Here is a 19,997-nt window from a genome sequence, read left to right as displayed (position 1 = left end):
ACATTAAATAAAGGGGAGGGCATCATGATGAACACACAATGGATTAAAAAAGCTCCCTATTTGCTGATCTTACTGGTCATCCCGATTTGTGCTTGTATTTATTCGTTATTAAACGAGCGGACCCAGGGGGCAGTTGATATTTCGACCTCAATTGATCACGCCATTCCATTCCTGCCGGTGTTCATCCTTCCTTATGGGGCTTGGTATGAATATTTATTTTTTTACTTAATCTATTTTTGTTTTAAGGATACGAAGGTTTATCTTAAAACAATGGGGATGATCGTGATCGGTGAATGTGTTTGTTTTATCATTTTCTTCTTTTTTCAAACAACGGTACCAAGGCCGGCAGTTGCTTCCGATCATTTTTTAAATAAGCTGATTTTAATGGTATACGCCTATGATCGCCCGTATAATTGCTTTCCAAGCATCCATGTTCTCACGAGTTTAGCCATTATGCTTGGATCATTCCACATTAAGAATAAACATAAAGCTCACGCGCTATGTATTCATCTACTTGGGACTTTCATCATTCTGTCAACACTTTTTGTCAAACAGCACGCCATTTACGATTTGATTGCGTCATTCTTATTGGTGACATTAATATACGGTTTTTTATTTGAAATGACAGCTTTTCGTATATCTGTAAAATCAAAACCTGTTTATCTAAAGGCGGCAGATAAAAAAGTGTCTAAAAAGACACTCCGAAAAAGCCTTTAAGTGCTTGTTTACCCAATAAGAAAAAAAAAATCATGTCATATGAATTGATTTGATATGATGCAGGTTTAAAAAGACTGATTCTCCTTTTGCCCCAATCAGTTCAATGAAATTATTTGAAATTCCTTGAACTTTTCCAAACATTTTCTCATTCTCGCCAGTATTAAAAACGACAAGCTCACCAATTAATTTTTCAATTTGAACTTCAAAGGATCGCGCAAATGTAAGATTAGAAGGATTAACTGGTAAGCTTGCATTACTTAAACCATAGGGTCTTTGATAATTTGTATAGGGAATTAACCATTTAAGATGGTTAAGCGAAATAAACATCGTTTTATAAATAGGAGAGTAAAAAACAAAATAATTATTCATAATGCTGATGATATAGCCATGGATCGATTGCTTGTTGGTCACAAATATTTCTGTAAAGATACCTTTTGCAAGGGTAAGCGTTTTTCTCAAAGAAATTTCTTCTTTATGATTATAGATGGGTGTTGGTTCGTTGCTAATAATGATTTCATCAATTTCATCTTTATTTAAAAACTGCCAATTTTGGATATGGATTGTGGGAATATATAAATAATCATCCCCATTAAAGAGAACCCATATATCGCTCCCAATATCAATAAGAATTCCTTTTAAAAATTTAGTTCCTGAAATTTCTAGCTTCACATATTTTCCGATCAGCTCTTTTAGATTCATTTAATCACTTCCATTATTTTTATTCAAAATAGGCAAAGATGAAGGAGGGATAAAGGGTATAGCGCCAAAAAAAGACATTGATGTTTAGAACCTTGATGATTTATTTCTTCGATTTGAACAGTCCTTAGCTGGATAACTAACTGGATAATATACATCGCTATCTTTTGTAATCGGTTCGCCTGCAAAACGGACCTTCCTTTTTTCTTCATTCATTTGCATGGAAGTATTCTCTTCGTTTTTTTCTAATTCAAGATTTGTTATTACTTTTTTCTGTAAATCGCTGCTTTGTTCTGAATTTTTATTTTTTTCAGAGGTTTTATTGGAGATGGCTTCCTTTGATTTAGAAGCGGTTGATTGATGGCTGGTTTTTGTTTCGTCTTTTTCCTTTTTTACAGTTGAACTTTTTTCAATAACATTATTTTTGTTTTCCTTAGAAGATTGCTTAGTTGATATGTTTGTTACTTTCTCTTCCGCCTTTTTGCTGCTTTTACTGTTTTCTTTTTTCTTTTCGCTTCTCTTTTTTTGTTCAGTTACTTCTTTTGTTTTTTTAGAAGAACTAACTTGTTTGCTTTCTGAAATTTTATCATTTTGTTTTACGGAATTATTAATTGATTTTAGCCAAACCTTTGTATTTACAGGCTTCGTGATCGTTTGAATATCTTTTTCAGGTTCCTTTTCCATTTTGATTTCATCATCTGCTAAAATATTGGTTTCATTTTCTGGAGAATTCCTTAATAAATTCACCAAAATTTCTACATGATTGTTTTCATCAGAAGGGTTGATCTTTTCTTGAGTGTCGCTGCTGCTTAGCCCTTTGATATCAGAGATTTCTATGATTTCTTCCGCTTTTTGCGGTTCTTCATTTGCTGCGGATGGCTCGGCAGTTGGTAACACTTCGTTTTCCATAACTGAAATCTCTTTAAATGGAGCAGGTTCGGTATCTGCGTCGATAATTAGTTCAGGCACTAATTCTAAAGTTTGAATTTCCAAGGGTGATTCTTCTGTACTATATTCTGGACTAAGGTTTGTTACTATTATTTCATTATCTAAAAGTGTATTTTCTGTTAAATTGGTATCTTTAGTTTCAAGTAATTCAATGATCTCATTAACAGGTTCAAGATTTATATTGTTTGATGAATCACTTGGTTCCGTTGGAGCGGTTGCTGATGGAATTGACAACTCCTGTTCCAGTTCCAAATTAGACATTTCAAGTGATAAATCTTCCGTTTTATTTTCAGGTATACGAAGTGTTTCGTTTATTTCGCTCCCTATAGGAGCATCAACTGTTGAATTAACCACATTGGTTTCAGGTAGTTCAATATTCTCATTAACAGGATCAACATTTACGGAGTTTGACCAAATCGTTTTTTCAAAAGGATCGATGGATAATTGCAAATGCAACTCTGGGTTATGTTCCAAAATGGGCATTTCCTGTGTTGGATTTTCCGTGTTTTCTTCTTGGATACTATTTATATCCTCTGTAACAATGGTCATTTGTACTTCTTCGTTTGAAATGGCTTTAGGCAATTCAATATCCTCATGAACAGGTTCATGATTTACTAAAGTAATACTTGTTTCTGTGTCCATTAGTATGAGAGGCACTTCCGCAACCTCATTTGTTTCTATACTAATCGAGCTTTCATCAAGATCAGACGATTTTATCGAGTTTGACCAAACCCATGAATAATCTGATTTTGGACTTAAAAAATTATGAAGGGCAGATTCATGTTCATCATTTAGCATTTCTTCTGAATTCGTAACCAGAGTATTCTCAGAAAGTATAGGAGGAGACTGATATGAAATATCTACAACGGTTTCAGCACTAAGGGCTGTATTTTCCTCTGATTGCAATAGGGATGGTTGACCGGAAAGCTCTTCTGTTGTTTCATCAATAATGGTTGGTAGTTCCTCTGATTGGACAAAGGATGGTTGACCGGAAAGCTCTTCTGTTGTTTCCTCAATAAGGGTTGGTAGTTCCTCTGATTGGACAAAGGATGGTTGACCGGAAAGCTCTTCTGTTGTTTCATCAATAATGGTTGGTAGTTCCTCTGATGCGACAAAAGATGGTTGACCGGAAAGTTCTTCGGTTGTTTCACCAATAATGGTTGGTAGTTCCTCTGATGCGACAAAAGATGGTTGACCGGAAAGTTCTTCGGTTGTTTCACCAATAAGGGTTGGTAGTTCTTCTGATGCGACAAAGGATGGTTGACCGGAAAGCTCTTCTGTTGTTTCCTCAATAAGGGTTGGTAGTTCCTCTGATTGGACAAAGGATGGTTGACCGGAAAGCTCTTCTGTTGTTTCCTCAATAAGGGTTGGTATTTCCTCTGATGAGACAAAGGATGATTGACCGGAAAGTTCTTCGATTGTTTCACCAATAAGGGTTGGTAGTTCCTCTGATTGGATGAAGGCTGGTTGATTGGAAAGTTCTTCTGTTGTTTCCTCAATAAGGGTTGGTATTTCCTCTGATGGGACCTGGGAGGGATTGTCGGAAACTTCCACGGTTTTTTCATCATTAAGGTCTATTATTTCACTTGATTGCTCCTGTGAAGGGTTTTCATTTAATTGACTTTCCTGATTAGTCGTATCGGATGTTCCTTTGTTTGAGTAGAAACTTTTCATAATGTTAGAAACATGTGATAGTTTGATTAAAATTCTGTCTTCATCACTAATTAGGGTAACAAAATCAGAATCAACATCGGTTATAACACCATCAAAAGTTTGATTATTTAAACAGAGGATTCTCACCCAAGAATGTTTCAATGAGTTTAATAACTGAAATAAGCTGCGAGTTCTCAAGTATCTAGACCCTATTTCCTCACTTTGATACTGTTTTGTATTTTTCGTGATGGCTTGTATTTTGTCAATATTATAATAATAAATGTAGTCATCTTCGTTTTGTAAGACAAGGTGATCGGCTTCAACACCCAATAAGGTCCCTTTAAAGATTTCTACACCTACATATAGATTCACACTGAAGCCTTTTAGTAAATCCAATGCAGCTGAAAATTTATCTAACCCCATTTTCAAGCCCCCTTTTTGGGATAGATTGTCGCCTCTCAATTAGAGAAGCGACAGATTTTTTACCTTTTATCGTTTCTTCCTGAACTTTTAGAATCTTCTTCTTCTTTCTGTGGTTCAAGCTTTAAGCCATAGCTGATATTTCTGATGTGAAACATTGCCAGACGTACCACTTCATCTTTATTGATGATGGAAACATAATCTTTATTCACATCTGTGAGTACACCTTCAATTTTTTCTGGCCCACGGTTGATTTGAACCCATTGAAATTTAACGCTATCTAAAAGATTGATGAATGTATCTGCTTTTTTGTATTCGAAGTCTTCTGGAATCACTAAGCCGAATTCGATTAAATCTTTTAAACTTTCCGTAATGCTCTTGACATGATCCATGGCATAATACATGACTCCATCCTTTTCAGTAAGGATAACAAAGCCATCATCAAAAACTTCTAATAATTTTCCGCTGCGGGATTCCGGACCATTTCTGTCAACTTTGATGATTTTGCCAACAAGTTTAGTCATCATTTCTTTGTTCATACAACTTTTTTCCTCCTTTTATAAAATAAACATTTACAATGCATCTATATGTATCATGGTGTGATGTTGTACTATAAAACTGCTTGTATTTTAAAAAATAGGCGAAAAAAAAAAGTATATGGGTCAGTTCCATATACTTATATAAGTATGGATAATTCTTTATTTAGAAAGGATTTTCTCTTCTTAATAAAATTCAAAATAAACTCTTTTTCGCCTTCCAAAATTTCCTGGTCGATTTGAATATAAGGATCTTGGTCTAGATACGGAACAATCTTTTGAAATATTTCGTCAATTTTAGGTTCTTGAACAGAAATACTGAATTGATTATCCAGGATATTGTTCAATATTTCCATATATTTCTTTTTAAAATGAGGATAGTAGAGGAGCCGTCCGGTAAGGGTGTTAAACCCAGTTATTGGAATATAATTGTATTTGAGTGGTTTACCGTGAAGGTTTCTTCCCCAAGTCCCATCATAATCCCAGGGAGTGATTTCAAATAAATTGGTTTCTCCATTTTTATAGAGAGCATAATTATGGATAAAACCATCATAATTTTGAGTGCAGACTATACCGGCAAGCCAAAGAAAGTACTTCTCCAGGTCCAATACCTTTTGAACTTCACGTTCAAAATCCTCATTTGGGAGCGAATTTATCATAGCGATAAAGTTCTTTAAATCATCGATCGCCCCTTTGTCCCCATATTTTATTGTATATCCCTCATCTAAACGTTTTTTTAGTTTCTGCTTGGGGGTCAACAAAGAAAAATTGGCACGATTATTGGTTGCATAAATAATCGGCCCTTTTGGTAAATTCCTTTTTTGTAGAAGAAATTGGTCAAAGGATTCAAGTTCCAAATAAATCCCTTTACAGTATCCGTTAATATAAAGCAGCACATGCTTGGAGTGTGGTGAGATTACCCCAATACTATCAAAGAAATCCAGGGAGAGTTTGTTCCTGCTGAGGGTTATATCAGTGAATTCAGCATTCAGATGAATTTCATGGGCACCATTAACTAAAAATGGTTTTTGAAAAACAATTCGATAAGATTTTTTCTTCCTGTCTCTTATAACATTACCTCTGTAAGAAACTCTGATTTGATAAAGACTGTCTCCAACCTTTAAGGCAGCGGCCACTTGATCATCATCCCAAACATCCTGATCCAGTTTTCTTAATAGCTTAGGATTAATTATAATTTCGTATTTCAACATATAAATACCCCTAAACATCATTTTTTTCTAGATATATGCACAATGTTCAGGTGATGTGCAGTATTGGGTATGAGTCTATATTTCTAAAAAATATATATTTGTCTATATCAAATAAGGTTATTCCCCCATAAATTGTATTTGAAGCATAATTTATTTCGAGAGTGGTGGGAAAACGAATGACAATTGCTATGGAAGATTTGCTTAAACAAGCTCAAGCAAATGGAGTCGTCCAATTTTTAGTAAACAATCCACGAAGAGTTGTTGTTGCAAAAGGTGGTGGTAATTCGAAAAATAGCAGCGGTAGTAGTGGAAGTAGCGGAAGTAGTGGCAGCCATAGCAGCAAGAGCAGCGGAAAGAGCAGCGGAAAGAGCAACGGCAGCGGAAAGAGCAATGGCAGCAACAAAAGCGGAAAGAGCAACGGCAGTAGGAATAGAAGCTGCAGCAGTGGCAGTAGCGGCAGCAGTGGAAGCTGTGGATGTAGCAGTGGATCCAGAGGCAGCGGCAAGAGTAATGGCAGCAACAAGAGCAGCGGAAAGAGCAATGGCAGCAACAAAAGCGGCAAGAGCAACGGCAGTAGGAATAGAAGTTGCAGCAGCGGAAGCTGTGGATGTAGTAGTGGCTCCAACGGCAGCAGAAAGAGCAACGGCAGTAACAAGAGCAGCGGCAAGAGCAATGGCAGCAACAAGAGCAGTGGCAAGAGCAGCGGAAAGAGCAACGGCAGTAGGAATAGAAGCTGCAGCAGCGGAAGTAGCGGCAGCAGTGGAAGCTGTGGATGTAGTAGTGGCTCCAACGGCAGCAGAAAGAGCAACGGCAGCAGAAAGAGCAACGGCAGCGGAAAGAGCAGCGGCAAGAGCAATGGCGGCAACAAAAGCGGAAAGAGCAACGGCAGTAGGAATAGAAGCTGCAGCAGTGGCAGTAGCGGCAGCAGTGGAAGCTGTGGATGTAGCAGTGGATCCAGAGGCAGCGGCAAGAGTAATGGCAGCAACAAGAGCAGCGGCAAGAGCAATGGCAGCAACAAGAGCAGTGGCAAGAGCAGCGGAAAGAGCAACGGCAGTAGGAATAGAAGCTGCAGCAGCGGAAGTAGCGGCAGCAGTGGAAGCTGTGGATGTAGCAGTGGATCCAGAGGCAGCGGCAAGAGTAATGGCAGCAACAAGAGCAGTGGCAAGAGCAGCGGAAAGAGCAACGGCAGTAGGAATAGAAGCTGCAGCAGCGGAAGTAGCGGCAGCAGTGGAAGCTGTGGATGTAGTAGTGGCTCCAACGGCAGCAGAAAGAGCAACGGCAGTAACAAGAGCAGCGGAAAGAGCAATGGCAGCAACAAGAGCAGTGGCAAGAGCAGCGGAAAGAGCAACGGCAGTAGCGGCAGCAGTGGAAGCTGTGGATGTAGTAGTGGCTCTAACGGCAGCAGAAAGAGCAACGGCAGTAACAAGAGCAGCGGCAAGAGCAATGGCAGCAACAAGAGCAGTGGCAAGAGCAGCGGCAAGAGCAACGGCAGTAGGAATAGAAGCTGCAGCAGCGGAAGTAGCGGCAGCAGTGGAAGCTGTGGATGTAGTAGTGGCTCCAACGGCAGCAGAAAGAGCAACGGCAGTAACAAGAGCAGCGGAAAGAGCAATGGCAGCAACAAGAGCAGTGGAAAGAGCAGCGGAAAGAGCAACGGCAGTAGGAATAGAAGTTGTAGCAGCGGAAGTAGCGGCAGCAGTGGAAGCTGTGGATGTAGTAGTGGCTCCAACGGCAGCAGAAAGAGCAACGGCAGTAACAAGAGCAGCGGAAAGAGCAATGGCAGCAACAAGAGCAGTGGCAAGAGCAGCGGCAAGAGCAGCGGCAAGAGTAACGGTAGTAGGAATAGAAGCTGCAGCAGCGGAAGTAGCGGCAGCAGTGGAAGCTGTGGATGTAGTAGTGGCTCCAACGGCAGCGGAAAGAGCAACGGTAGTAACAAGAGCAGCGGCAAGAGTAACGGCAGCGGAAAGAGCAATGGCAGCAACAAAAGCGGAAAGAGCAATGGCAGTAGGAATAGAAGCTGCAGCAGCGGAAGTAGCGGCAGCAGTGGAAGCTGTGGATGTAGTAGTGGCTCCAACGGCAGCAGAAAGAGCAACGGCAGTAACAAGAGCAGTGGCAAGAGTAACGGCAGCAACAAGAGCAGTGGCAAGAGCAGCGGAAAGAGCAACGGCAGTAGGAATAGAAGCTGCAGCAGCGGCAGCAGCGGTAGCAGTGGAAGCTGTGGATGTAGTAGTGGCTCAAACGGCAGCGGCAGGAGCAGCGGAAAGAGCAATGGCAGTAACAAGAGCAGCGGAAAGAGCAATGGCAGTAACAAGAGCAGCGGAAAGAGCAATGGCAGCAACAAGAGCAATGGCAGCAACAAGAGCAATGGCAGCAACAAGAGCAATGGCAGTAACAAGAGCAGCGGAAAGAGCAATGGAAGCTGCAAGAGCAACGGAAGCAATGGAAGTAGCAGTTGTGGATGTAACGGAAGTGGGTATTACGGTTATTATCCAAAAGTAAGTCATACCAGCTATGGGACTTATAAAAGATATGGTGGATCATCTAAACCGAGATACCAAGGAGAATACAATGAAAATACTAAATATCGAAGAAACAGGAGAAATGGAAATAAGTAAATATTGTGTGTACCAAAAATTAAAAACAAAAAATACTCCCAAAAAACGATACTAAGCCAGTATCGTTTTTTTATTTTTTTCCTTTTCTGATGGGAAGAAAAAAGGTCATTAAAATATTCTTCAATTTAGTATAAAGGCCTTAAAATACATAGTAAATTCCATGTCTATAGCTTAAAAAATAGGCAGAAATCTAGCGAATTTTTTTAAAATCTTTATAGATTTTTGCTGATTTCTTCAAATTCGAGATATTCGTTTAGTTCAACTCTTGTCTTCCTTCCGTATGATATAGCAAAGGACAAGAGGTGAGAGAAAAATAATACACGCTTAAAGGAATTCAAACTGAAGGGAGATAACATAATTATATGTATCATCAATCGACGGTCCTCATCACCATCTTCGCATTTTTGTTCACAATGGTTATGATCTTTATCCGTCCGAAAAACATGAATGAAACTATCCCCGCTGCCATCGGTGCGATTCTCGTTTTTTTTAGTGGAAGCGTTTCAATTGGGGATTTAATTGATATAAGCTCTAAAGTGACAGGAGCAGCGGTTACGATCATCGCAACAATTGTAATGGCAATTGTATTGGAAAGCTTTGGCTTTTTTAAATGGACGGCTGCACTAATTTTAAAAGTATCTAGAGGGTCTGGTATCCGATTGTTTTGGTTTACCCTGTTACTTTGCTTTTTAATGACTCTTTTCTTCAATAATGACGGTAGTATATTAATAACGACTCCAATTCTGATATTGATTTTAAACAACTTAGGGTTAAAAAATGGACAAAAAATACCTTATCTATTAAGTGGTGCTCTGATTGCAACGGCATCAAGTGCTCCAATCGGTGTTAGTAATATTGTTAACTTGATTGCTTTAAAAATTATTGGGATGGACCTTTATCTGCAAACGGAAATGATGTTTGTTCCAGGCGTCATCGGGCTCCTTTTCTTAGCCTTTTTATTGTATTTAGTTTTCAAAAAAGACCTGCCTAAAGAAATTAGAATGCACTCCTATTCCATGCCCCTCCAAAAAAATCGCATTTACCATCCACTTCAACAAAACTCAGAAGATTTATTTGAAAAACAAAAGAAGCTTATGCTCTATATGCTCGGGTTTGTCTTTATCGTCAGGATCAGTCTTTTTGTGGCATCCTTTATCGGAATATCTGTTTCATTGGTTGCCGTTATTGGCTCCCTCACCTTATTGATGTGGAGATGGGTCTATCTAAAAATTAGTCCCAGAGATGTTATTCGTAAAATCCCGTGGCATATATTAATCTTTGCGTTCAGCATGTACGTCATTGTTTTTGGACTTCACAATATCGGATTAACCGCGTTTTTATTAACACACTTAAAACCGATGGTTCAAGATAGTTTGCTGCACGCAAGCATTACCATGGGGATTATCACAGCTCTCTTAGCCAATATTTTTAATAATCATCCAGCTTTAATGGTTGCTACCTTAACCTTAACTGACATGGGTTTACAACCTCTCTTATTAAAAACTGTCTATTTATCAAATATCATCGGCAGTGATATGGGGTCATTGATCTTGCCGATTGGGACACTGGCAACACTGATTTGGATGCATATTCTTAAAAAAAATCATATCAAAATTACATGGCCGGAATATATTCGAGTCACTATTATCGTGATACCGCTAACGTTAATCTTTACACTTGGATGTTTATACCTTTGGCTGCTGCTCGTATTCGTATAGTCAAAAAAAGGATTCATCAAATGATGGATCCTTTAATCTTTTTTTAGTGATTGAACATATTGATCAGACATTTTCATGTAATCTAATATGGTGGTTTCGTTCTTGAGCGCTGTTTTCGTGGCAAGGCTCTTTTTTCTTTTATCCAGACTCATGATTTCTCCTTCATCGTTTGTTTTTCCTGGAGAAAACCGATAGGACTGATTTATATAGGTGCCGGTCGGGGCATAAAAACGAATGCCGATCAGATTGTTTTTGGAGTTGATAAGATCGGTTCCAAAGATTACTTGTTTACTTAGGTCAACGCCTGCCAAGTTTGAAATCGTAGGATAAATATCAACTAACCCTCCATCCGTAAGCACTTTTTTACCATTTTTTTCAAAGGGCATTTTTATGATAAGCGGTATATTCAAATGATCTAAAACATTATCGTAATCTCTTTTGAAAATCCCTTTAACCAATTGGGTATCATGTTGATTTTTCATTTGGAGCCCTTGATGATCACCGTAAATAACGATGAGCGAGTCATCGTACAAACCTGCCTTTTTAAGGTTTTCGATAAATTGCCCAAATGCATAATCTGCATAGCTGACGGCTTGCAAATAAGAGCCAACCATAGAATTGTCAAACTGTCCTGGTAACTGAATCGCCAATTTCTTTTTCGAATCAGGAAGCTTAAAGGGAAAATGGCTTGATAAGGAAATAATGTGGGCGTAAAATTTTTTTCCTGATTTTTTAAAATCCGCAAGTTTTTCCGCTGTTTTTTTATACATAACTTCATCGGAAGTACCGTATGAAATAACGTCATTGACTCCAAAGTATTTTTTATCAAAAAATTCATCAAACCCAAGAGACCGATAGAGTTGATTACGGTTCCAAAATGAAACATCATTAGCATGGAATGTTGCAGTATGGTAGCCGTTTTCCTCGAGAACCCTTGGCAGGCCCGGCACCGTTTTACCGGCAACAACAGATGACATCGGCGTACTTCCTAATGCATAAATGGAGGTATTCGTAATAAATTCTGCGTCAGAGGTATTTCCTTTGCCGACCTGTGTATAAAAATGAGGAAAATAATAGGCACTTTTAAGGAGCTTATTTAGATTAGGGGTCACTTCCGATCCATTAATCTTAAGATTTAATAAAAAATTCTGCATAGATTCCAATTGAATCAAAATGATATTTTTATTCTTTGCAATCCCATGAAAATGAAGAGTATCTTTAGATATTCCAGGGCGTTTTTTTTCTAATGTCTCTGCATTTATATGAGCTTCTTCCGTTAAAGTGGCAGAAATTCCGTTCACAGCATCAGAGAGCTGATAGCCTAGCAAACCTAATTTTTCAAATTTACTTAATTCATTAATCGTGTTTAAGGAATTGAAAATGCTCCATCCCATAAATAAAAGCAAAAATTTCGAGAGCCGGCCTGTCGTTTTACTGGTTAAAGAAAGTTGCAAACCAGAAAAATATTTTTTTATTTTTGGCCAGAAGCAAAGCAAAATAAAATCCGCAAAAAGCCAAAGATATTGGATTTTTAGTAATGCAAAAATACCATCAGAAATCTCACCAACCTGATTGATCTGTCCAATGGAATGAAACGTGAAAATCGAATGATAGTACTGGAAATAGAGCAGGGTAGTAAGGCATAAGAGAGTATAGACTGCATCCATGATTACAAGCAGGTAATTAGCTAATTTGTTTTTGATGGAAGAAATGACCAAGATCAAGCAAAACAAAAAAGAGAGTTCCGTTAAAAAATCTTTTAATCCAAAAGAATCCATGATTGCGTATTTTAGATAAAGGAATTTTGATAGTAAGGAGCAAAAAACAAACATACTGAGTGGTGTAATTTTAGTCTTCATCATGCACCTGCCAAAAATGATTTTTACAACCACTATCTTAACCAAAACGATAAGGAAGAAAACAAGCAATTTTTAAATACGGCCCTACAGCATATTTTTAAATCTAGTCTGTTTTAAAAGTAGTTTTAATGGAAACCATTATGAAAAGGGTCAATGACCAAGCAATTCAATCTTATGATTGGTTGCGGCTGGTGTCGCAGCGCAGCCATGTTTTTTTAAATGGGATTTCTTCTTAAGTCTATAACTTTTCAGGAGGACAACGATGGATATTTCCAAAATTCTAGCTTTAATCCCTTTAGGTTTGTATGCACTGCTAACCTTATACATTAACCTCAATACGGTCTATTATATAATTTTAAGTCTATTTGGATTTGGAAGGGCCAAACGGGATTATCAATTAAAGGATGACGAAACCAAGTTTCTCATTTTGGTTGCCGCCCACAATGAAGAGCAAGTTATCGGTTCAACCATTCAAAATCTCAAAGAAATTCGTTACCGAAAAGATTTATATGATATTTATATTGTCAATGATAATAGTACGGATCGTACTGGAGAAATATGTGATGAGCTAGGAATGAAACATATAGACACGAACCAAAACCTATTTGCAAGAGAAGGAGTAGGGAAACCGGCGGGCTTACAATATGCACTTCGCTATTTGGGATTTCGAGACCTCCCTGAAAAGTATGATTGTTTACTCATTCTGGATGCTGATAATCATGTCGATCCCGGTATTTTAAAAGAATTAAATTCCCAGTATATCGCAAAAGGAAAACCTGAAGCCATTCAAGCCTATTTGGATTCTAAAAACTCTACTACCATCTTGTCTTTGGGGTATGCCACAAGCTATTATTTGTCAAACCGATTTTTTCAATTGGCAAAATATCGGATTGGTCTTACCAATTCCATCGGAGGAACCGGATTCATCGTCCGGCTGGATTATCTAATGAAACATGGCGGATTTCGCTTTGATTCCCTTACAGAAGATGTAGAGCTGGAAATGGAGATTGTCAAAGATGATGGGCGAGTATTATGGAATCATTTTGTGCGGATTTATGATGAAAAACCAGATAATTTAAAAATGAGTTTAAAACAGAGGACAAGATGGTCACAGGGACATTGGTTTGTCGCTTTTACCACCTATAAAACTTTGCTTATTAAATTGTTAAAGGATAAAGGAAAGTTAAGGATTCTTGATCAATTGATTTATCTGTTTGGTATGGCACGGGCCGTTCAAATGGCTGTTGCTTTCGTTGGCATCCTGGTCACTATCATTTACCAATCAGCGACAAATGATTTCCAATCGGCCACGCATTTGGGTACCCGATTTATTAATGTTATTCTTGGATCCAGCATTGTTACGCTTGTTTTGTTTACGTATCAATTTTTAATTTGTATGCCGTATGCTGTTAAAGCTGACAGCAAAAACAAATATAATCTATTTTCGATGATCGCTTCCATTATTTATTATGGCTACACCTATATTTATGCCCAGGTAGTTGGCTTAATTAAATGGCGGCATCAACATACTTGGGTAAAGACAGCCCATTCCAAAACCCTGCTACACCATAAAAAAGTGAAGGAATAGTCCTTCACTTTTTTTGCTGGGCTCTTTTAAATTAGGTTGTTGATTTCCGCTCCGGACACTCGCTTTCCGCGGGGAGGTCCGAGAGCCTCCTCGGCGCTTTAGGCGCCTGCGGGGTCTCCCGTGACCTCTTCATCCCGCAGGAGTCGAGTGCCCTCCGCTCCAATCAACAGTTGTGAAAAGTCAACATAATCCTTTAACACAGCCTTTTGCAAAATGGGTACCATCCATTTTAATTATCGTCCACTATGATAATAGTGTTCCATCATTTCTTTTGGAACCATACTTCCTCCGGTAGCCCAGACGATATGTGTGGCATGGGCCATTTTTTCAGTCGAGATATGCTTACGTAAATAATCATCACCATTTTGAGCTAACTGGATCGGTCCGATCATTCCTGCCAAGGCAGAAGGTTCTAAGTGGATACCTTCTTGGTCTACGAGTGCCCGGAGAAGCTTTAACAGTTGTTCATCGGTGACAGTATAATCGCCGCTCAAAAACCGTTCGATGATTTTACCAACAAAACTCGATGGTCTGCCGACCGCTAGTCCATCGGCTTCTGTTAAATTATCAATTCCAATATCCTGTACTGAAACTTTATCATGCAGGCCTGTCATCAACCCGAGCAGCATACATGGGGAGTGGGTTGGTTCTGCAAAAAAACAGTGAACATGATCCTGGAATGCTAATTTCAACCCAAAAGCGACCCCACCAGGACCGCCGCCAACTCCACACGGAAGGTAAACAAATAAAGGATGATTTTCATCGATGATGATGTTCATTTCCGCTAATTGTTTTTTCAAACGGAAAGCGGCAACAGAATAGCCTAAAAATAGGTCGCTTGAATTTTCATCATCAACAAAATAGCAGGAAGGATCGGCCTGTGCCTGGTACCGACCCGCTTCAACGGCTTTACTGTAATCCGCTTCATATTCAATCACCGTTACATTTTTGCTTCTAAGTAAATCCTTTTTCCATTGCTTAGCATCAAGTGACATATGAACCGTCACCTTAAACCCCAGCATCGCACTTATGATACCAATACTTAGTCCTAAATTGCCGGTAGAACCAACCGCAATTGAATACTGAGAGAAGAAAGATTTGAAGCGGTTACTCGCTAATATGGAATAATCATCTTGTGAGGTTAACAATTGGTGTTCAAATGCTAGTTTTTCTGCGTGCTTTAGAATTTCATAGATTCCGCCGCGAGCTTTAATAGAACCTGAAATAGGAAGATGACTATCACATTTTAAGAGTAATTGACCAAAAATCTGTTGATGAAACTCTTCTTCTAAATATTGCTTCATTTTGGGTATTTTCACCAATGGCGATTCGATAATCCCATTTAACTCTTTTGTTTCGGGAAACACTTTGGCTATGTAAGGAGCAAAACGCTGCAATCTTTCCTCTGCTTCTTTAACATCTTCGATGCTAAGAGGAGATTTTTGAATACCAGTATGGAAGGGCTCGATTTTTGGATTGATCCAAAATACTTCTTCAAGAGAAATGAGTTTATCCAGTAGGGGATACTGTTTTTTCCAGGAATGCAAATCTATTTCTGCCATTTTTCTGCCTCCTATTGCAATCATCATTCAATACTAGTAGTTTACCATATCGTGCGGACACCAGGCTTAATTTCGATGAAAAATAGGTTCGCAGAAATAACATAAAAAGGGTGTCTAATCTAGACACCCTGATTTCTCTTATATTTCAAAAAAATGATTGATTCTATCCAATTTTAACAGATTTCCGATAAAGAAAGAGCCGAAAATGCCATAGACTGCACTGACTTCGTCAAATCTGGTTTCATAGATTAATTTTTTAAATTGAAGGGCATCATCAGAAAATAAGGAAACGCCCCATTCATAGTCATCAAAACCCACAGAGCCTGTGACAATTCTCTTTACTTGTTCGGAGTAGGGTCTGCCTGTTTCAATATGCTCAAACATTAATCTTTTGCGCTCTTCGACTGGTAACATAAACCAGTTTGTTTTTTCTCCACGAAGTTTACTCATTGGATAAAAACAAATGTAATCATTTTTAGGAATGACAGGGTAAAGCTTGGAACGCATGATTGGGTCCTCATAAGGATTGGACGTCATTTGCGAGTAACTGCTTTTTTCGATAACGGATACGTACGAATACGCAGGTTTAGTATAATCAGCAAGAGCTGTTTTGTTAAATTCTGTTTTGATTTCTATAAGGTCCTTCATGGTCGGGCGGAGGACCATAAACAACAGGTCTGCTTTTTGTCCAGCCACTGTATAGACTGAATGGCTTCCGTTTTTTTCTTGCTCGATCATTCCCCATTTTTCTAATAGGACTTTAAATTCATTAAGTACAAGCTCTCGCTCCGCTTCAGTAGCCAATTTCCATTTTGTCCAGTCCATAATGCGAAAATCATGCAAGCAATACCAGCCTTCGATCGTTTTCATCGCTTGGTTCATTCAAATCACTCCAAAGTTATCTATTACTTTCTACCTTTTAAATGATAATGATTTTCACCAGACAATGTTGTGATAAATATCACTATATAAAAATTCTCCAAAGATGTTAGATCATTTTGATTCATCGCTAGTTTTTGTATATAATAAACATAAATCTATAGGCGATGGGATTCGCCATCTCTATCCGGATGACCTACGACTTCTACCTGATTTTTCCTGGTAGGGGTCTGTTTTTTTGGAGGAATGTTTAATGAATGTAATCGCAGTTGGGATAGGCGGCTTTTTGGGTGCCATTATTCGGTATTTGGAAGGAAGACTGATTCTGCCTGTATCTGGATTTCCCGTCGGAACTTTAGTAATCAACCTTGTAGGATGTTTATTTCTTGCCTGGTTTTTAACGGTGACAACGAGCAAATGGAAAATAAATCAAAATATTAAATTGGCCATTGGTACCGGCTTTACCGGAGCGTATACCACATTTTCTACCTTTTCGGTCGAAACATTGCATTTATTAAAAAATCATCAGTACTTATTTGCTTCTCTTTATGTTTTGTCGAGCATCCTTGGGGGAATTGCATTGGCCTTCCTAGGGGTAAAATTGGCTTTAAAATCTGTACACTCGGCAGGGGAGACGAAGGGAGACCTTGAATGATGTTATTGGTTGGGTTAGGCGGCATATTTGGTGCGATTGCCCGCTTTTTACTGGGAAAGTGGATTACAGCCAAGAAAACGGGTCCATTTCCAATGGGAACATGGGTCATAAATTTAAGCGGTTCGTTCGTCCTTGGATTCCTTGCCGTATTACATGACGGGAAGGCCATTTCGGATTGGGTTTGGTTTTTATGCGGTACTGGTTTTCTTGGTGCGTATACGACCTTTTCCACCTTCGGCTACGAAACCATCCAGCTGATTCAGAAACAAAAAGCAAAAATCGCGATACTCTATGTTTTTACTTCTGTGTTACTAGGAGTTATTTTCGCTTGGATTGGCGCTTCTTTTGGCAGCGTTATAATATATTAAAATTTAATTAAATCCTTTTTATTTCCTGCAGATTCTACTATAATGATAATTGTTGTTTAATCCATTCCTATAAAATATTATTTTAAAAAATAGATAAGGTAGAAATGAGGCGGTTTAATTTGAATTATGAATTATTTAAAGCTATAAATGGGCTTGCAGGTCATCATCATCTATTAGATAGTGTTATGACCTTTGTGAGTCAACGAGCGTTAATCATTTATGCATTGGTTTTACTTGTTATGTGGTTTGTGGGGAAAGAAAAAAATAAATACACGGTTGTTTATGCGGTCATTACTGGTGCTTTAGGCTTAATCATCAACGTTGTCATTGGACATATACATTACGAAGCACGACCATTTGTCACCCACAAGGTCACTTTGCTGCTTCCACATGCAGCCGATGCTTCATTTCCAAGTGATCATACAACCGGAGCCTTTTCGTTAGCATTGGCAGTGCTTTACCGTCATCGAAAAATCGGTGTAGGAATGTTATTGTTCGCAGTATTGACAGGTTTTTCACGGATTTATGTAGGGCACCATTATCCATTTGATGTCCTTGGAAGTATTGTCGTATCACTTGTCGTAAGTGTGGTTGTCGTTTTGGCAAGGCCGATAACTGCGCCAATTGCACGGATGATTATTAAAATCTATAATCAAATTCCGCTTGTACCGAAAAATTCACCAAGCGAAAATAAATTAAATCATTAATCAAAAGCTTGGAGCTGGGTCTCCAAGCTTTTTTTAATTAGGAGTGATACAAATGATAAATGCCATTATCTTATTTATCCTTGCCGGCTTGGCCGAGATAGGTGGCGGCTATTTAGTCTGGCTTTGGCTTAGAGAAGGGTATTCATACTGGTTTGGAATCATTGGCAGCATCATTTTAGTCATTTATGGAATCATCCCGACATTCCAGCATTTCCCTTCTTTTGGAAGAGTTTATGCTGCCTATGGAGGCGTTTTTATTATTCTTGCCGTATTATGGGGCTGGGCAGTCGACAAAAAAACGCCTGATCTCTATGACTGGATCGGCTCGATTATTTGTTTAATCGGCGTTTCGGTCATGCTTTGGGCACCGCGTCACTAGAATCAGTTTTATCCTTCCTACACAATGGATGGATACTTCCCAGGCTTTAAGAGCGGGTGATAATTTGTAAGTATCTTCCAAGGAAAAAGGACCTAATCTGGTCCTTTTTCTTTGGAAACACTCTATTTGTTTTTTATACTGGTGATCCCCAGTGCAGCATTGTCCCATAAAATTTTTTCGACCATTTTCCGTTGATGTTCTTCACATCGAATCATTAGAACAATTTCTGCTGTGATTTTAGATAACCCCTTTTTATACTTTCTTAATATTAAATATTTAAATAATAAACCGATGATCAATCCACTAACCGCACCAATAAGTCCCCAAATAATCGGACCCCATTTTAAAACATATCCGTAAATGCTCCCCAACAGCATTAAACACGTCCCTAATATGGCACCGCCATCAAATAAACTAAAACCATCCGCTTTATGAATGGAATCAAATAGTTGCATGGGCTCTGTCCTTTTATCCAGAGGGGCCGCCAATATTTTTTCTTTAGGAATCTCACTTTGTTCAAGGGCAGAAATGGCGAGTTCAATAAATAGAGAATTCTCAAAAGTTGCAATCACAAACATATGCTTCACACTCACTAAATGGGATATTCAAATTGATTATCTTGATATTTTTGCCGTAAATATTTTGATATTTCTTTTTCAAATAGTTTGTTATTTTCAATTGCTGAAACATAAGCATCATAAATAATAAAAAGGTATATGGATGGAAAATAAAGGGCCCACTGCATATCCAGCACTGCTTTTGCCTGTTCAAAATGTCCTAACATGGTTAGGTGGATCGCATACAGAATATGACCGTAATAACAAATTCCAACCGTGTAAACAAAGATAAAAAAGCCTGAAATGACATTATGAAGATAAAGATGACCAAGACCAGGGAATAAAGCAGACCATGCAAAAGCGACCCATGGTTTTCGCTTATCCATGTAGTTCATGTCCCAAGACCCCATTTTTATAGGCAAAGTTGGCGCATCCTCGCGATCGGCCAATAAATATTGTTTGTTCAAATCTACCGTTGTTCGATAGCCATCCCAGATCCCAAACATATAAATGGAAACATAAAGTATTAACCATCGTTCATTTAAAACTTCTTTTGCTTTGTCAAAATCACCTAATAGAGAATATAAAATTCCCAGATTTACATTTGCGACGCCATTAATAAAAGTTTCCCAGATAATCAAAATAAACGCTGCCACATATCGATGCTGCATAAGATGGCCAAATCCCGGATAGGAAAAGGAAAAAAAGGCGACCACCCATGGATTCTTTAAATGTAATTGGCTAGTAGTAAATTGTGATAAAAAAGCCCTTTGTCTGCGAAAGGGAGGAATTAGATTCATGTTTGTTCCTCTTTGGTAATTAGATTTACAATACTAACATTTCCTATTTGATGCAAGATTATTAATATTTTCCACATCCTTTTTAAAAGCAATATTGTCTTTTCAAAAAAGCGAGAAAAAATTCTGAATGGG

Annotated in this window: 17 protein-coding genes; 8 read left to right on the top strand and 9 right to left on the bottom strand. The window is 38.4% G+C overall.

Annotated elements, in window-relative coordinates:
• The first annotated feature begins 24 nt into the window (after positions 1–24).
• Positions 25–717, top strand: coding sequence for a phosphatase PAP2 family protein (locus ACZ5XR_RS15340; protein WP_464497156.1), 693 nt, complete (start codon positions 25–27; stop codon positions 715–717).
• A 30-nt stretch (positions 718–747) separates the two neighbouring features.
• On the opposite strand, the gene ACZ5XR_RS15335 is transcribed toward ACZ5XR_RS15340, so the two are convergent.
• The 4 genes from ACZ5XR_RS15335 to ACZ5XR_RS15320 all read right to left on the bottom strand — a co-directional run bounded on the left by ACZ5XR_RS15335 (position 748) and on the right by ACZ5XR_RS15320 (position 6,181).
• Positions 748–1,416, bottom strand: a complete 669-nt coding sequence (locus tag ACZ5XR_RS15335; RefSeq protein ID WP_464497155.1) for a DUF2642 domain-containing protein — start codon at positions 1,414–1,416, stop codon at positions 748–750.
• An 84-nt stretch (positions 1,417–1,500) separates the two neighbouring features.
• The gene (locus ACZ5XR_RS15330) at positions 1,501–4,437 is read right to left on the bottom strand and encodes a hypothetical protein (protein ID WP_464497154.1); all 2,937 of its coding nucleotides are present in this window, start codon (positions 4,435–4,437) and stop codon (positions 1,501–1,503) included.
• A 59-nt stretch (positions 4,438–4,496) separates the two neighbouring features.
• The gene (locus tag ACZ5XR_RS15325) at positions 4,497–4,973 is read right to left on the bottom strand and encodes a hypothetical protein (protein WP_464497153.1); all 477 of its coding nucleotides are present in this window, start codon (positions 4,971–4,973) and stop codon (positions 4,497–4,499) included.
• A gap of 137 nt (positions 4,974–5,110) precedes the next feature.
• Complete coding sequence (locus ACZ5XR_RS15320) at positions 5,111–6,181, bottom strand: CotH kinase family protein (RefSeq protein WP_464497152.1); 1,071 nt, start codon at positions 6,179–6,181, stop codon at positions 5,111–5,113.
• A 264-nt stretch (positions 6,182–6,445) separates the two neighbouring features.
• On the opposite strand from ACZ5XR_RS15320, the gene ACZ5XR_RS15315 reads away from it, so the two are divergent.
• Together ACZ5XR_RS15315 and ACZ5XR_RS15310 are read left to right on the top strand one after the other, a co-directional pair.
• Positions 6,446–8,677 (top strand): hypothetical protein, encoded by a 2,232-nt coding sequence (locus ACZ5XR_RS15315; protein WP_464497151.1) that lies wholly within the window; start codon positions 6,446–6,448, stop codon positions 8,675–8,677.
• A 478-nt stretch (positions 8,678–9,155) separates the two neighbouring features.
• Positions 9,156–10,511 carry an arsenic transporter gene (locus tag ACZ5XR_RS15310; RefSeq protein ID WP_464497150.1) on the top strand — a complete coding sequence of 452 codons (1,356 nt, stop codon included), beginning with the start codon at positions 9,156–9,158 and terminating at the stop codon, positions 10,509–10,511.
• Positions 10,512–10,543: 32 nt separating this feature from the next.
• Here the strand turns inward: ACZ5XR_RS15310 and ACZ5XR_RS15305 are convergent, their stop codons facing one another.
• Entirely contained in the window at positions 10,544–12,373 is a 1,830-nt protein-coding gene (locus tag ACZ5XR_RS15305; RefSeq protein WP_464497149.1) for an LTA synthase family protein, read from the bottom strand.
• A 259-nt stretch (positions 12,374–12,632) separates the two neighbouring features.
• Here ACZ5XR_RS15305 and ACZ5XR_RS15300 point away from each other — a divergent pair, with 259 nt between their 5' ends.
• Positions 12,633–13,958: a glycosyltransferase family 2 protein gene (locus ACZ5XR_RS15300; protein WP_464497148.1), complete on the top strand. Its 1,326-nt coding sequence runs from the start codon at positions 12,633–12,635 to the stop codon at positions 13,956–13,958.
• Between the two features lie 233 nt (positions 13,959–14,191).
• Here ACZ5XR_RS15300 and ACZ5XR_RS15295 read toward each other — a convergent pair whose 3' ends face one another.
• Positions 14,192–15,520: a D-serine ammonia-lyase gene (locus ACZ5XR_RS15295; RefSeq protein ID WP_464497147.1), complete on the bottom strand. Its 1,329-nt coding sequence runs from the start codon at positions 15,518–15,520 to the stop codon at positions 14,192–14,194.
• 138 nt (positions 15,521–15,658) lie between these two features.
• A complete protein-coding gene (hemQ, locus tag ACZ5XR_RS15290) occupies positions 15,659–16,402 on the bottom strand; it encodes a hydrogen peroxide-dependent heme synthase (protein WP_464497146.1) in 744 nt (247 codons plus the stop codon).
• A 250-nt stretch (positions 16,403–16,652) separates the two neighbouring features.
• Here hemQ and crcB (ACZ5XR_RS15285) point away from each other — a divergent pair, with 250 nt between their 5' ends.
• From crcB (ACZ5XR_RS15285) to ACZ5XR_RS15270, 4 genes are all read left to right on the top strand, one after another.
• The gene (crcB, locus tag ACZ5XR_RS15285; RefSeq protein ID WP_464497145.1) at positions 16,653–17,054 is read left to right on the top strand and encodes a fluoride efflux transporter CrcB; all 402 of its coding nucleotides are present in this window, start codon (positions 16,653–16,655) and stop codon (positions 17,052–17,054) included.
• On the top strand, positions 17,051–17,422 hold the full coding sequence (gene crcB / locus ACZ5XR_RS15280) for a fluoride efflux transporter CrcB (protein ID WP_464497144.1): 372 nt from the start codon (positions 17,051–17,053) through the stop codon (positions 17,420–17,422). The genes crcB (ACZ5XR_RS15285) and crcB (ACZ5XR_RS15280) overlap by 4 nt, the downstream gene beginning before the upstream one ends.
• A 119-nt stretch (positions 17,423–17,541) precedes the next feature.
• On the top strand, positions 17,542–18,129 hold the full coding sequence (locus ACZ5XR_RS15275) for an undecaprenyl-diphosphatase (protein ID WP_464497142.1): 588 nt from the start codon (positions 17,542–17,544) through the stop codon (positions 18,127–18,129).
• A 52-nt stretch (positions 18,130–18,181) separates the two neighbouring features.
• Complete coding sequence (locus tag ACZ5XR_RS15270) at positions 18,182–18,508, top strand: YnfA family protein (RefSeq protein WP_464497141.1); 327 nt, start codon at positions 18,182–18,184, stop codon at positions 18,506–18,508.
• Positions 18,509–18,630: 122 nt separating this feature from the next.
• Here ACZ5XR_RS15270 and ACZ5XR_RS15265 read toward each other — a convergent pair whose 3' ends face one another.
• Positions 18,631–19,086, bottom strand: coding sequence for a hypothetical protein (locus ACZ5XR_RS15265; protein ID WP_464497139.1), 456 nt, complete (start codon positions 19,084–19,086; stop codon positions 18,631–18,633).
• A gap of 14 nt (positions 19,087–19,100) precedes the next feature.
• Positions 19,101–19,865: a hypothetical protein gene (locus ACZ5XR_RS15260; RefSeq protein WP_464497138.1), complete on the bottom strand. Its 765-nt coding sequence runs from the start codon at positions 19,863–19,865 to the stop codon at positions 19,101–19,103.
• Positions 19,866–19,997 lie beyond the last annotated feature (132 nt).

The sequence above is a fragment of the Neobacillus sp. Fa239 genome (genome assembly GCF_055395235.1).
Note: the sequence above shows the minus strand (reverse complement) of the source record. Positions and strands in the feature narration are given on the sequence as shown.

Excerpts from the sequence above, each read along its gene's own strand:
- ACZ5XR_RS15340 (WP_464497156.1), top strand. The coding sequence starts at position 25 with ATGATGAACACACAATGGATTAAAAAAGCTCCCTATTTGCTGATCTTA.
- crcB (WP_464497145.1), top strand. The coding sequence starts at position 16,653 with ATGAATGTAATCGCAGTTGGGATAGGCGGCTTTTTGGGTGCCATTATT.
- ACZ5XR_RS15305 (WP_464497149.1), bottom strand. The coding sequence starts at position 12,373 with ATGATGAAGACTAAAATTACACCACTCAGTATGTTTGTTTTTTGCTCC.
- ACZ5XR_RS15270 (WP_464497141.1), top strand. The coding sequence starts at position 18,182 with ATGATAAATGCCATTATCTTATTTATCCTTGCCGGCTTGGCCGAGATA.
- ACZ5XR_RS15295 (WP_464497147.1), bottom strand. The coding sequence starts at position 15,520 with ATGGCAGAAATAGATTTGCATTCCTGGAAAAAACAGTATCCCCTACTG.
- ACZ5XR_RS15335 (WP_464497155.1), bottom strand. The coding sequence starts at position 1,416 with ATGAATCTAAAAGAGCTGATCGGAAAATATGTGAAGCTAGAAATTTCA.
- ACZ5XR_RS15310 (WP_464497150.1), top strand. The coding sequence starts at position 9,156 with ATGTATCATCAATCGACGGTCCTCATCACCATCTTCGCATTTTTGTTC.
- ACZ5XR_RS15300 (WP_464497148.1), top strand. The coding sequence starts at position 12,633 with ATGGATATTTCCAAAATTCTAGCTTTAATCCCTTTAGGTTTGTATGCA.
- ACZ5XR_RS15320 (WP_464497152.1), bottom strand. The coding sequence starts at position 6,181 with ATGTTGAAATACGAAATTATAATTAATCCTAAGCTATTAAGAAAACTG.
- ACZ5XR_RS15260 (WP_464497138.1), bottom strand. The coding sequence starts at position 19,865 with ATGAATCTAATTCCTCCCTTTCGCAGACAAAGGGCTTTTTTATCACAA.
- ACZ5XR_RS15325 (WP_464497153.1), bottom strand. The coding sequence starts at position 4,973 with ATGAACAAAGAAATGATGACTAAACTTGTTGGCAAAATCATCAAAGTT.
- crcB (WP_464497144.1), top strand. The coding sequence starts at position 17,051 with ATGATGTTATTGGTTGGGTTAGGCGGCATATTTGGTGCGATTGCCCGC.
- ACZ5XR_RS15265 (WP_464497139.1), bottom strand. The coding sequence starts at position 19,086 with ATGTTTGTGATTGCAACTTTTGAGAATTCTCTATTTATTGAACTCGCC.
- hemQ (WP_464497146.1), bottom strand. The coding sequence starts at position 16,402 with ATGAACCAAGCGATGAAAACGATCGAAGGCTGGTATTGCTTGCATGAT.
- ACZ5XR_RS15330 (WP_464497154.1), bottom strand. The coding sequence starts at position 4,437 with ATGGGGTTAGATAAATTTTCAGCTGCATTGGATTTACTAAAAGGCTTC.